Origin of the sequence: Streptomyces purpurascens, assembly GCF_045040895.1 — a bacterium.
In the GTDB taxonomy this organism is placed as follows: Bacteria; Actinomycetota; Actinomycetes; order Streptomycetales; family Streptomycetaceae; genus Streptomyces; species Streptomyces purpurascens.
The window spans coordinates 6,442,611-6,455,841 of the sequence record NZ_CP108341.1 but is presented as its reverse complement, the minus strand read 5'-3'; the positions used below and the strand labels follow the sequence as shown (position 1 = coordinate 6,455,841).

The 13,231-nt window shown below is 71.4% G+C and carries 7 protein-coding genes; 6 read left to right on the top strand and 1 reads right to left on the bottom strand.

The window, feature by feature from the left end:
• Positions 1–10: 10 nt before the first annotated feature.
• Positions 11–532, top strand: a complete 522-nt coding sequence (locus tag OHU35_RS29620; RefSeq protein ID WP_189727713.1) for a DUF1990 domain-containing protein — start codon at positions 11–13, stop codon at positions 530–532.
• Between the two features lie 48 nt (positions 533–580).
• Here the strand turns inward: OHU35_RS29620 and OHU35_RS29615 are convergent, their stop codons facing one another.
• On the bottom strand, positions 581–3,208 hold the full coding sequence (locus OHU35_RS29615) for a glycosyltransferase family 1 protein (RefSeq protein ID WP_189727711.1): 2,628 nt from the start codon (positions 3,206–3,208) through the stop codon (positions 581–583).
• Positions 3,209–3,497: 289 nt separating this feature from the next.
• Here OHU35_RS29615 and OHU35_RS29610 point away from each other — a divergent pair, with 289 nt between their 5' ends.
• The 5 genes from OHU35_RS29610 to glgB all read left to right on the top strand — a co-directional run bounded on the left by OHU35_RS29610 (position 3,498) and on the right by glgB (position 13,181).
• A complete protein-coding gene (locus OHU35_RS29610) occupies positions 3,498–4,700 on the top strand; it encodes a S8 family peptidase (RefSeq protein ID WP_405507452.1) in 1,203 nt (400 codons plus the stop codon).
• Between the two features lie 215 nt (positions 4,701–4,915).
• Complete coding sequence (locus OHU35_RS29605; RefSeq protein WP_405507450.1) at positions 4,916–7,033, top strand: maltotransferase domain-containing protein; 2,118 nt, start codon at positions 4,916–4,918, stop codon at positions 7,031–7,033.
• The gene (gene treS, locus OHU35_RS29600; protein ID WP_189731236.1) at positions 7,030–8,730 is read left to right on the top strand and encodes a maltose alpha-D-glucosyltransferase; all 1,701 of its coding nucleotides are present in this window, start codon (positions 7,030–7,032) and stop codon (positions 8,728–8,730) included. The genes OHU35_RS29605 and treS overlap by 4 nt, the downstream gene beginning before the upstream one ends.
• A 190-nt stretch (positions 8,731–8,920) precedes the next feature.
• Positions 8,921–10,363, top strand: coding sequence for a maltokinase N-terminal cap-like domain-containing protein (locus OHU35_RS29595; RefSeq protein ID WP_189731234.1), 1,443 nt, complete (start codon positions 8,921–8,923; stop codon positions 10,361–10,363).
• A gap of 31 nt (positions 10,364–10,394) precedes the next feature.
• Complete coding sequence (glgB, locus tag OHU35_RS29590; RefSeq protein ID WP_405507448.1) at positions 10,395–13,181, top strand: 1,4-alpha-glucan branching enzyme; 2,787 nt, start codon at positions 10,395–10,397, stop codon at positions 13,179–13,181.
• The last annotated feature ends 50 nt before the right edge of the window (positions 13,182–13,231 follow it).

Genomic DNA, 13,231 nt, shown 5'->3' with positions numbered 1-13,231 from the left:
CTTGGGGACCATGTCTTCGGAGGACTTCACCTACGCCGATGTCGGCGCCACCCGCGAGGAGCACTTCTGCCCGCCGGGCTTCCACCCCATGAACGTGCGCACCCGCCTCGGGGAGGGCGAGGAGGTCTTCCAACGGGCCTCGGAGGCGGTGCTCACCTGGGAGATGCACCGGGCCATGGGCGTCGGCGTCGACGCGAGCGCGGAACGAGCCGCCCCCGGCGTCGACGTCACCGTCACCCTCGCCGGCATGATCAAAGCCCCCTGCCGAGTCGTGTGGACCCTGGAGGAACCCCGCCGCACCGGCTGGGCCTACGGCACCCTGACCGGCCACCCGGAATGCGGCGAGGAGTCCTTCGTCGTCGACCGCACAGGAGACGGCACGGTCTGGCTGACGGTGAACGCGTTCAGCAGGCCGGCCAAGTGGTACGCGAGGGCGGGCGGCCTGGCGACCAGAGGTCTCCAGCACGCCTATGCCCGCCGCTGCGGCAATGTCCTGCGGAACCTGGCAACGGAGGGTGGTGAAGACACCTAGGGGCGCGGGGAACTGCGCGACCAGCCCCCACGCACCCGCAGCCGGCACTCAACGCATCAACAGCCCCGCAGCCTCCACAAGCTCCTCGGAAGGCCCGGCCACCAGCCCCAACTCCGCGCTGGAGGCCAGCAGCCGATGCGCGGGAAGGATCCGCACCGTGTACCCGAAAGGCCCGGTGCGATCCAGGGACAAGGCCCCTTCGTACACCCACCTGCCGTCCTCCCCGGGGGACCCGACCGGCTTCAACGGAACAACCGTCGCGTCACCGATCCGGTCCTCCTCGTCCACCCGCCCCGACACCACCTGAACCTCGACATCATCGGGCCCGAGATCCCCGAGACCGACCCGCACCCGCAACCCCAGCGTCGTCCCCAGTTCCGCCAGCGCCGCGGACACCGCCGACACCGACGTCTCCACATGGTCGACGGTGACGCCCGGCCACGCCGCCCGCACCCGCGCCTTCCACTCGGCGAGCTCCCGCGCCGCGTCCGGCCCCATCGAGCGGTGGGCCAGGGCCGCGGGCGTGTAGAGACGCTCGACGTACTCGCGGACCATGCGCCCGGCCAGCACCTTCGGCCCGAGCAGGCTCAGGGTCTGGCGGACCATCTCGATCCAGCGGTCGGGCAGCCCGCTGCGGCCGCGCTCGTAGAAGCGGGGCGTCACCCGCTGCTCCAGCAGGTCGTACAGCGCCGCGGCCTCTATGTCGTCGCGGCGGTCCGGATCGGTCCCGACACCGTCGGCCGTGGGGATGGCCCAGCCGAAGTCCGGCTGGAACCACTCGTCCCACCACCCGTCGAGGACGGACAGATTGAGACAACCGTTGAGCGCGGCCTTCATGCCGGACGTGCCGCAGGCCTCCAGCGGCCGGAGCGGGTTGTTCAGCCAGATGTCGCAGCCCGGGTACAGCTTCTGCGCCATGGCCATGCCGTAGTCGGGCAGGAACACGAGCCGGTGCCGTACCCGTGGATCGTCCGCGAACCGCACCAGCTCCTGCACCAGCCGCTTCCCGCCGTCGTCCGCCGGGTGCGCCTTGCCCGCCACGACGATCTGGACCGGCCGCTCGGAGTGCAGCAGCAGGTCCATCAGCCGGTCGCGGTCGCGCAGCATCAGCGTCAGACGCTTGTACGACGGGACGCGGCGGGCGAAGCCGATGGTGAGGACGTCCGGGTCGAGCACGCCGTCGATCCAGCCCAGCTCGGCCGTACCGGCACCGCGCTGCCGCCAGGAGGCCCGCAGCCGCTCCCGCACCTCGGTCACGAGCTGCTCGCGCAGGCCCCGGCGCAGCTCCCAGATCTCCTGGTCGGGGATGTCCGCCACCGCGTCCCAGCGGTCCGAGCCGCCGACGGTCAGCGCGTCCTCGGCGCGCTGGACACCGATCTGCCGGGCGCCGAGCCGGAACACCTCCGGGGCGACCCAGGTGGGCGCGTGCACCCCGTTGGTCACGGACGTGATCGGCACCTCGTCGGCGTCGAAGCCGGGCCACAGGCCGGAGAACATCTCACGGCTGACGTTGCCGTGCAGCAGGGACACCCCGTTGGCGCGCTGGGCCAGGCGCAGGCCCATCACGGCCATGTTGAACAGGTTGGGCTCCCCGCCGGGGTAGGTCTCCATGCCGAGTTTGAGTACGCGCCCGACGTCGATGCGGGGCAGCTCCGCGTCGGGGCCGAAGTGGCGGGCGACCAGCTCGCGGTCGAAGCGGTCGATACCGGCCGGGACGGGGGTGTGGGTGGTGAAGACGGTCCCGGAGCGGACCGCCTCCAGCGCCGCGTCGAAGTCCGAGCCCGCCGCGCAGAGTTCGGCGATCCGCTCCAGGCCGAGGAACCCGGCGTGCCCCTCGTTGGTGTGGAACACCTCCGGCGCGGGGTGTCCGGTCAGCCGGCAGTACGTCCGGACCGCCCGCACACCTCCTATCCCCAGCAGCATCTCCTGCAACAGCCGGTGCTCGCTGCCGCCGCCGTAGAGCCGGTCGGTCACGCCGCGCTCGCCGAGGTCGTTCTCCTCGACGTCCGAGTCGAGCATCAGCAGCGGGACGCGGCCGACCTGCGCCAGCCAGATCCGGGCGCGCAGCTGCTTGCCGCCGGGCAGGGCGAGGGCGACCTGGGCGGGGGTGCCGTCCGGCTCCTCCAGGAGGACCAGGGGCAGCTCGTTCGGGTCGAGGACGGGGTAGTGCTCCTGCTGCCAGCCGTCCCGGGAGAGGGTCTGGCGGAAGTAGCCGTGCCGGTAGAGCAGCCCGACGCCGATCAGCGGGACGCCCAGGTCGCTGGCCGCCTTCAGATGGTCGCCGGCCAGGATGCCGAGGCCGCCGGAGTACTGCGGCAGGGCGGCCGTGATGCCGAATTCGGGTGAGAAGTAGGCGACCGCGGCGGGAAGTTCCTCGGGCTGGGCCTGGTACCAGCGGTCGCCGGTCATGTAGTCGTGCAGGTCGCCCGCGACCGAGGCGAGGCGGCGCAGGAACCGGCGGTCCTCGGCCAGGCCCGCGAGCCGCGCGGGCGGCACGCTGCCCAGCAGCCGGACCGGGTCGCGCCCGGAGGCGGCCCAGCGCTCGGGGTCGACGGACTGGAACAGGTCACGGGTCTCCGCATGCCACGACCACCGCAGATTGCGGGCCAGATCGCTGAGCGGCCGGAGGGGGTCGGGGAGAACGGGTCGGACGGTGAATCGACGGATCGCCTTCACGGGTTCCACCTCGGCGCGTTCGCTGGTTGACGCAGGGCTTTGACACAGGGCTTCATCAACGTCTCCTACGACAGTACCGGCGGAGGTGCCGCCGCCGCTGAGGCTCCGCCGTCGGACCCCCGATCGGCCTGAACAGCACCATTCACGGATATGGCCGATTCCACCCCCATAGGCGTCCTTGTGGTGTTTCACGTGCCACGAGAGGCTGCCCCTGGCGTACCGGCCCGCGCCTGCCGCTCGCGGCGCCGCGCGGCAGCCGTACGCCGAGTCGAGGAGGGGAACTCGGACCATGGCACGGACGCGCACACGGCGCCCGCGCTGGACGGGGGGCCTGGCCGCGGCGGTCTGCGCCGCGGCGTTTTCGGCCATCACCCTGCCCGCGCACGCCGTACCGGAGGGGCGGATACTCGGCGCCGGAGGACCCGGCTCCGTGCACGGAAGTTATCTGGTGACACTGAAGGAGGGCACGCGGGCGCCGTCGGGGGCCGGAAGGGGCCTCGCCGAGACGTACGGGGTGGACATCAGCCACACCTACGGCACGGTCCTGAACGGCTACGCGATCAGGGCGAACGCGAGACAGGCAGCGCGGCTCGCCGCCGATCCGCGGGTCGCCTCGGTCGTCCAGGACACCCGCGTGCGCCTGGACCGCGCACAGCCGAGCCCGGCGTCCTGGGGGCTGGACCGCGTCGACCAGCCGAGTCTGCCCCTGGACCGGAGCTACGCCTGGCCCGAGCCGGCGGGTGCCGGGGTGACGGTGTACGTGATCGACACCGGCGTCCGGACCACCCACCGGGACTTCGGGGGCCGGGCGAGCCACGGCTGGGACTTCGTCGGGAACGACAAGGTCGCGGCGGACGCAAACGGCCACGGCACGCACGTCGCCGGCACGGTCGCCGGGACGACCCACGGCGTCGCCAAGAAGGCCCGGATCGTCTCCGTCCGTGTCCTCGACGCCGCGGGCGCCGGCACCACGGCCCGGGTGATCGCCGGGATCGACTGGGTGACCCGGCACGCGAGGAAGCCCGCGGTCGCCAACCTCAGTCTGGGCGGCCCGCGCAACGACCGGCTGGACGCCGCCGTCCGCGCCTCCATCGCCTCCGGCGTCACCTACACGGTCGCCGCGGGCAACGACGGCAGGCCTGCCGGGCTGTACTCCCCGGGGAGCGTCCAGCAGGCGATCACGGTCGGCGCGACCGACCGGAGGGATACAAAACCGGCCTTCTCCAACCACGGTCCGGCCCTCGATCTCTTCGCCCCGGGCGTCGACATCACCTCCGCGGCCGCCGCGAGCGACTCCGCGCGGGCAACGTTCTCGGGTACCTCGATGGCGTCTCCGCACGCGGCGGGCGCGGCCGCGCTGTATCTGGCCGACCATCCGAAAGCGGCTCCGTCCCAGGTCGGGAGGGCTCTGACCACGGGAGCGGCGACCGGGAAGATCTCCGGCCGGGGTGCCGGTTCGCCGGACAAGTTACTGCGGGTGCCGCACCCGTAGGGCGAAGGAGCAGCCACATACAAGGGCCGGCCTCGCCCCTCGCGGACGAGGCCGGTCTTGTGTGTCGACATACGCGTGAGTAGTTAACAAAGTGCCGGATTGCCCACCCGAATAGGGTGGGAAGGCTCCTGCGGGTACCCCTCTCAGGAGCACCACGCAGGACCCACCTCCCCATAGACCTCCGCCCACCCACGTTGACGCGGACAGGAGCGGTCATGCCCGCCAAGCACCCTTCGTCACCACCCCAGACCCGCCGCACCGGGGCGCGCGCGCCCGGCGGCGAGGCACGTCCCGTGCGCCCGGCCGACGCCGGTCCACCGGTCCCGCAACCACCCCCCGTGGGCGAGGCCACCGCCGTCGGGCGCATACCCGTGCTCGATGTCCGCCCGGTCGTCCAGCACGGACGCCGGCCGGCCAAGGCGGTGACCGGCGAGACCTTCGACATCTCGGCGACCGTGTTCCGGGAGGGGCACGACGCGGTCGCCGCCAATGCCGTCCTGAAGGACCCCGAGGGCCGCCCCGGGCCGTGGACCCCTCTGCGGGAGCTGGCCCCCGGCACGGACCGGTGGGGCGCCACGGTCACCGCCGGGGAGCCCGGCCTGTGGACGTTCACCGTGGAGGCGTGGGGCGACCCGGTCGCCACCTGGCGCCACCACGCGCAGATCAAGATCCCGGCCGGCATGGACACGGACGTCGTCCTGGAGGAGGGCGCGCGCCTGTACGAGCGGGCCGCCGAGGGCGTACCCGAGGAGGGCCTGCGGGACGTGGTGCTGGAGGCCGTCGACGCCCTGCGGGACGAGAGCCGCCCGGCGGCCGCGCGGCTCGCGGGGGCGTTGACGCCGGAGGTGGACGACGTGCTGGCCCGGCATCCGCTGCGGGACCTGGTCACCACCTCCGAGCCCTTGCCCCTGCTGGTGGAGCGGGAACGGGCCCTGTACGGCTCCTGGTACGAGTTCTTCCCGCGCTCCGAGGGCACCTCCGAGCAGCCGCACGGCACCTTCCGCACCGCCGCGCGCCGCCTGCCGGCCATCGCCGCGATGGGCTTCGACGTCGTCTACCTGCCCCCGATCCACCCGATCGGCACGACCTTCCGCAAGGGGAAGAACAACACCCTCTCCCCCGGCCCCGACGACGTCGGCGTGCCCTGGGCCATCGGCTCCCCCGAGGGCGGCCACGACGCCGTCCACCCCGCCCTGGGCACCCTGGAGGACTTCACCTGGTTCGTCGACCAGGCCCGCGAGCTGGGGCTCGAGGTGGCGCTGGACTTCGCGCTGCAGTGCTCCCCGGACCACCCCTGGGTGCAGAAACACCCCGAGTGGTTCCACCACCGCCCCGACGGCACCATCGCCTACGCCGAGAACCCGCCGAAGAAGTACCAGGACATCTACCCCATCGCCTTCGACGCCGACATGGACGGCCTCATCGCCGAAACCGTGCGCGTACTGCGGCACTGGATGGACAGCGGCGTGCGGATCTTCCGCGTGGACAACCCGCACACCAAGCCCGTGCTCTTCTGGGAACGGGTCATCGCGGACATCAACCGCACCGACCCGGACGTGATCTTCCTGGCCGAGGCGTTCACCCGCCCTGCCATGATGGCGACCCTGGCCCAGATCGGCTTCCAGCAGTCCTACACGTACTTCACCTGGCGCAACACCAAGCAGGAACTGACCGACTACCTCACGGAACTCTCCGGCGAGGCGGCCAGCTACATGCGCCCGAACTTCTTCGCCAACACCCCCGACATCCTGCACGCCTACCTCCAGCAGGGCGGCCGCCCCGCCTTCGAGGTCAGGGCCGTCCTCGCCGCGACCCTCTCCCCGACCTGGGGCATCTACTCCGGCTACGAACTGTGCGAGAACACCCCGCTCAGGGAAGGCAGCGAGGAGTACCTCCACTCGGAGAAGTACCAGCTCACACACCGTGACTGGGACACCGCCGAACGCGAGGGACGCACCATCACCCCGCTGCTGACCAGGCTCAACACCATCCGGCGGGAAAATCCGGCCCTCCAGCAGCTGCGCGATCTCCACTTCCACGACGCGGACCAGGAAGCGGTGATCGCCTACTCGAAGCGGAAGGGTTCGAACACGGTTCTGGTGGTCGCCAACCTCGACCCCCACCACACCCAGGAGGCGACGGTCTCGTTGGACATGCCGCAACTCGGCCTGGACTGGCACGAGTCGGTGCCGGTGCGGGACGAGCTCACCGGCGAGACCTATCACTGGGGCAGGGCCAACTACGTGCGTCTCGAACCGGGCCGGAGCCCCGCGCACGTCTTCACGGTGCTGCGACCGTCCACCCCGCAGATCGGAGGGTCACCCACAACATGATTGTCAACGAACCCGTTCCGGACACCTTCGAGGACACTCCTGCCAGGGACCGCGACCCGGAGTGGTTCAAGCGCGCCGTCTTCTACGAGGTGCTCGTCCGCTCGTTCCAGGACAGCAACGGCGACGGCGTCGGTGACCTGAAGGGCATCACCGCCAAGCTCGACTACCTCCAGTGGCTCGGCGTCGACTGCCTGTGGCTGCCACCCTTCTTCAAGTCCCCGCTCCGGGACGGCGGCTACGACGTCTCCGACTACACGGCCGTGCTCCCGGAGTTCGGCGACCTCGCCGACTTCGTGGAGTTCGTCGACGCCGCCCACCAGCGCGGCATGCGCGTGATCATCGACTTCGTCATGAACCACACCAGCGACCAGCACCCCTGGTTCCAGGAGTCGCGGAAGGACCCCGACGGGCCCTACGGCGACTACTACGTGTGGGCCGACGACGACAAGCAGTTCCCGGACGCGCGGATCATCTTCGTCGACACCGAGGCCTCCAACTGGACCTTCGACCCGGTCCGCAAGCAGTACTACTGGCATCGTTTCTTCTCCCACCAGCCGGACCTCAACTACGAGAACCCGGCCGTGCAGGAGGAGATGATCTCCGCGCTGAAGTTCTGGCTGGACCTGGGCATCGACGGTTTCCGGCTGGACGCGGTGCCGTACCTGTACCAGCAGGAGAGCACGAACTGCGAGAACCTCCCGGAGACGCACGACTTCCTGAAGCGGGTGCGCAAGGAGATCGACGCGCAGTACCCGGACACCGTGCTGCTCGCCGAGGCCAACCAGTGGCCCGAGGACGTCGTCGACTACTTCGGCGACTACCCCAGCGGCGGCGACGAGTGCCACATGGCCTTCCACTTCCCGGTCATGCCACGCATCTTCATGGCCGTACGCCGCGAGTCCCGCTACCCGGTCTCCGAGATCCTGGCCAAGACCCCGGCCATCCCCTCGAACTGCCAGTGGGGCATCTTCCTGCGCAACCACGACGAGCTGACGCTCGAGATGGTCACCGACGAAGAGCGCGACTACATGTGGGCCGAGTACGCCAAGGACCCACGGATGCGCGCCAACATCGGCATCCGGCGCCGTCTCGCCCCGCTCCTCGACAACGACCGCAACCAGATCGAGCTGTTCACGGCCCTGCTGCTGGCCCTGCCGGGCTCGCCGATCCTCTACTACGGCGACGAGATCGGCATGGGCGACAACATCTGGCTCGGCGACCGGGACGCGGTGCGCACGCCGATGCAGTGGACGCCCGACCGCAACGCGGGCTTCTCGTCCTGCGACCCGGGGCGGCTGTTCCTGCCGACGATCATGGACCCGGTCTACGGCTACCAGGTCACGAACGTCGAGGCGTCGATGTCCTCGCCGTCGTCGCTCCTGCACTGGACCCGTCGCATGATCGAGATCCGCAAGCAGAATCCCGCCTTCGGGCTCGGCACGTACACCGAGCTGCCGTCGACGAACCCGGCGGTGCTGGCGTTCCTCAGGGAGTACGAGGACGACCTGGTGCTGTGCGTGAACAACTTCTCCCGGTTCGCCCAGCCCACGGAGCTGGATCTGAGCGCCTTCGAGGGCCGGCACCCGGTGGAGCTGTTCGGCGGGGTTCGTTTCCCGGCCATCGGCGAGCTGCCGTATCTGCTGACGCTGGGGGGCCACGGTTTCTACTGGTTCCGGCTCCGCGGGGACGCAGTGTAAGGCCTGAAACGGGCCGCTGAGGCCTGATCCGCGGGGCAGGCCGCAAACCCCCGTGGCGGGGCGTTTCTCCCGCCCCGCCCGGGGCACGCATGAAGAACACCCCACCCGCCCGCGTGAGCCGGAGGGGCGCCGCCGGAGCCGGCCGAAGGCGACGGAGGCGCACCGAGAATGGGTGAAAGGACGCGACGCCATGTCGGAAGCCGTCACACGCACCGTCACCACCCCGCCCGGCCTTCTCGCCTCCCTCGATCCACTGCTGCGGGAATGGCTGCCGCGGCAGCGCTGGTTCGCGGGCAAGGGACGTCCGGTCACCGGGTTCACGCTGGTCGAGGCCACCGAGCTGCTCCCGGCCAGTGCCAAGCTGGGCCTGTACCACCTGCTCGTCCGCGCCCATCAGCCGCCCGTGCCGTCCCACGGCGCGCCCGGCCATCCCGGCGACTGCTACCAGCTCCTGATAGGCGCGCGCGAGGCGCTGCCGCCTCGGCTGGTGCCCGCGCTGATCGGACATGTGCCGACGGGGCCGCTGGCCGGCCGCACGGTCTACGACGCCCTGCACGACCCGAGGCCCGCCGAGCTGCTCCTGGAGGCGCTGCGCACCCAGGCCCGGATCGGCAGGCTCCGCTTCGAGCGGGACCCCGGCCAGGACATCCGGTCCGGGCTGGTGCCGCGCGTGGTGACCGCGGAGCAGTCCAACTCGTCGGTCGTCTACGGAGATACGTTCATCCTGAAGCTGTTGCGCCGGATCGTGCCCGGGGTCAACCCCGATCTGGAGCTGCCGCTGGCGCTGGCCCGCGAGGACTGCACCCGGGTGCCCGCGCCGACGGCCTGGATGGTCGCGGACATCGACCCCACGGCGGACCCGGTGATCTCGGCGGGCCGGGCGGACCTCGCCGGCCAGCCGTACGTCCTGGGAGTGCTCCAGCCGTTCGTGCAGGGCGCCTCCGACGGCTGGGAGCTGGCGCTGCGCGAGCTGGCCAAGGGCGAGGACTTCGGCGCCGAGGCACGGGCGCTGGGGCGGGCCACCGCCGAGGTGCACACCGCGCTGGCCCGCTCGCTGCCGACGGTCACGCTCGGTCACATGCAGCTGCGGCTCATGGTGGACGGCATGCGAGAGCGGCTGGAGGCGGCCGTCCAGGCGGTGTCCGCGCTGCGGCCCTACGCCGACGGGCTGCGGTCGGCGTTCACGGCGCTGGGCGATCTGGCCGCCGAGGGCCGCACCTGGACCGCGCAGCGCGTGCACGGCGATCTGCATCTGGGGCAGTGCCTGCGCTCACCGGCCGGCGAGTGGTGGCTGATCGACTTCGAGGGCGAGCCGGCCCGGCCGCTGCCCGAGCGGCGGATGCCGCAGCCGGCGGTGCGGGATGTCGCCGGCATGCTGCGGTCCTTCGACTACGCGGCCCGCTCGGCCGATCCGCCCCAGCCGGACTGGGCCGAGACCTGCCGGTCCGCGTACTGCTCCGGCTACGCGGAGGCCTCCGGCCGCGATCCGCGCACCGACCCGGTGCTGCTGCGCGCCTACGAGACGGACAAGGCGATCTACGAGGTGGTGTACGAGGCCCGGCACCGCCCCGACTGGCTGCCGGTGCCCCTGGCCGCCATAAGCCGGCTCTCCTCGTCCGGCCACCTGACCTGACTGACCCACCTGCGCCCAGGAGGCTGCGCCCGTGACCCCCCGCTCCGAGTCCAGCGGTTCGCACCCGAAGAAGACGGCCGGGGAGAAGATCCCCGAGCAGCCGACGGCCGCCCAGCAGAAGAGCGCCGCGAAGAAGACGGCGGTACCCAAACAGGCGGCGAAGAAGGCCGCCGCCAAGAAGGCGGCCTCGGCGCAGTCACCGGCGAAGAAGACGACTGCCGCGAAGACGACTGCGGCGAAGAAGGCCGTCGCGAAGAAGGCGGATCCCGCGAAGGCGACCGCGGCGAAGGCCACCGCCAAGAAGGTGACCGCGAAGCAGACAGCCGCCAAGAAGACCGCGGCGAAGAAGGCGACCGCGAAGAAGACCACGGCCACGAAGGCCGCCGCCAAGAAGACCACGACCGCGAAGGCCGCGGCCGCCAGGACCACGGCCACGAAGGCCGCGGCCGCCAGGACCACGGCCGCCGGCACCCCTGCCAAGAAGGCCGCGGCGAAGAAAGCCCCTGCCAAGACAGCCACCGCCAAGAAGGCCCCCGCCAAGGCAGCGGGCGCCAAGACAGCAGGCGCCAGGAAAGCCGCTGCCAAGAAGACCGCCCCCGCCCAGATCGTCCCGCCGGAGATGGAGGTCGCCGTCTCGCCCGCCGTCGACGCGGTGGACCGGGAGCGGCTGCTCGGCGGGACGCACCACGACCCGCACTCCGTGCTCGGCGCGCACCCCGTCCCGGGCGGGGTCGCCTTCCGAGCGTTCCGGCCGTACGCCCTGTCGGTGACCGTCGTCGCCGGGGAACTCCGGGCGGAGCTGCACGACGACGGGCAGGGGTTCTTCTCCGGGCTGCTGCCGCTGCGGGAGGTGCCGGCGTACCGGCTGCTCGTCGAGTACGAGGGCACGCTCCTGGACACCGAGGACGCCTACCGCTTCCTGCCCACGCTGGGCGACCTCGACCTGCATCTGATCGGCGAGGGCCGGCACGAGGAGCTGTGGACGGCGCTGGGCGCGCACCCGATGACCCACGAGGGCGTGACCGGCACCCGTTTCTCGGTGTGGGCGCCGAACGCGCAGGGCGTGCGCGTGGCCGGCACCTTCAACTTCTGGGACGGCACCGGCCACGTCATGCGGTCGCTGGGCTCGTCGGGCGTGTGGGAGCTGTTCCTGCCGGACATCGGCGAGGGCGAGCTGTACAAGTTCGAGATCACCCGTCCCGACGGCTCGAAGACCCTGCGCGCCGACCCGCTGGCCCGCCGCACGGAGGTGCCGCCCGCGACCTCGTCGGTCATCACGTCCTCGCGGTACGAGTGGGGCGACGCCGAGTGGCTGGACCGGCGTGCCCAGACCCCGGCGCACGAGGCGCCGTTCTCGGTGTACGAGGTGCATCTGGCCTCCTGGCGCCCGGGGCTGACGTACCGGCAGCTGGCCGATCAGCTCCCGGGGTACGTGAAGAACCTGGGCTTCACGCACGTCGAGCTGATGCCGGTCGCGGAGCATCCGTTCGGCGGCTCCTGGGGCTACCAGGTCACCGGCTTCTACGCGCCGACGGCCCGCCTCGGCACGCCGGACGACTTCCGGCACCTGGTCGACTCGTTGCACCGGGCCGGGATCGGTGTCCTCATGGACTGGGTGCCGGCGCACTTCCCGCGCGACGACTGGGCACTGGCCGAGTTCGACGGGCGGCCCCTGTACGAGCACGCGGATCCGCTGCGGGCCGCGCATCCCGACTGGGGCACGCTCGAGTTCGACTTCGGGCGGCGGGAGGTGCGCAACTTCCTCGTCTCGAACGCCCTGTACTGGTGCGAGGAGTTCCATATCGACGGGCTGCGGGTGGACGCGGTGGCGTCCATGCTCTACCTCGACTACTCGCGCGAGGCGGGGCAGTGGACGCCCAACGAGCACGGCGGCCGGGAGAACCTGGACGCGGTGGCGTTCCTCCAGGAGATGAACGCGACGGTGTACCGCAGGGTGCCCGGCGTGGTCACGATCGCCGAGGAGTCGACCGCCTGGGACGGGGTCACCCGGGCCACCCACCACGAGGGCCCGAGCGGCTTCGGCGGGCTCGGGTTCGGGCTGAAGTGGAACATGGGCTGGATGCACGACTCGCTCCAGTACATGAGCCACGAGCCGGTGCACCGCAAGTACCACCACCACGAGATGACGTTCTCGATGGTGTACGCGTACAGCGAGAACTACGTCCTGCCCATCTCGCACGACGAGGTGGTGCACGGCAAGCGCTCCCTGGTGTCGAAGATGCCCGGCGACTGGTGGCAGCAGCGGGCCGGGCACCGGGCCTACCTCGGCTTCATGTGGGCCCACCCGGGCAAGCAACTGCTGTTCATGGGGCAGGAGTTCGCGCAGGGCGCCGAGTGGTCGGAGGCGCACGGCCCGGACTGGTGGCTGCTGGACCCGGGCTACGGGGCCGAGCCCGACCACCGGGGCGTGCGTGACCTGGTCCGCGATCTCAACACCGTCTACCGGGCCACCCCGGCGCTGTGGCGCCTCGACACCGACCCGGCCGGTTTCGAGTGGGTCGTCGGGGACGCCGCCGACGACAACGTCCTCGCGTTCCTGCGGCTGGACCCCGAGGGCACCCCGATCCTGGCGGTGTCGAACTTCGCGCCGGTCGCCCGCCAGGACTACCGCCTGGGCGTGCCCGAGGACGTCCCCGCCTGGCACGAGGCCGTGAACACCGACGCCGCCCGCTACGGCGGCAGCGACATCACCAACCCGGACCCGGTCAAGCCCGAGGCCCAGCCCTGGCACGGCCGCCCGGCGAGCATCCGCCTGACCCTGCCGCCGCTGTCGACGGTGTGGCTGCGCCCGGCGTGAGGCAACAGGCCTACAGCGACCTGTGACACCTCTGTGACGGGAGGAGTGGC

Excerpts from the sequence above, each read along its gene's own strand:
- treS (WP_189731236.1), top strand. The coding sequence starts at position 7,030 with ATGATTGTCAACGAACCCGTTCCGGACACCTTCGAGGACACTCCTGCC.
- OHU35_RS29620 (WP_189727713.1), top strand. The coding sequence starts at position 11 with ATGTCTTCGGAGGACTTCACCTACGCCGATGTCGGCGCCACCCGCGAG.
- OHU35_RS29595 (WP_189731234.1), top strand. The coding sequence starts at position 8,921 with ATGTCGGAAGCCGTCACACGCACCGTCACCACCCCGCCCGGCCTTCTC.
- OHU35_RS29605 (WP_405507450.1), top strand. The coding sequence starts at position 4,916 with ATGCCCGCCAAGCACCCTTCGTCACCACCCCAGACCCGCCGCACCGGG.
- OHU35_RS29610 (WP_405507452.1), top strand. The coding sequence starts at position 3,498 with ATGGCACGGACGCGCACACGGCGCCCGCGCTGGACGGGGGGCCTGGCC.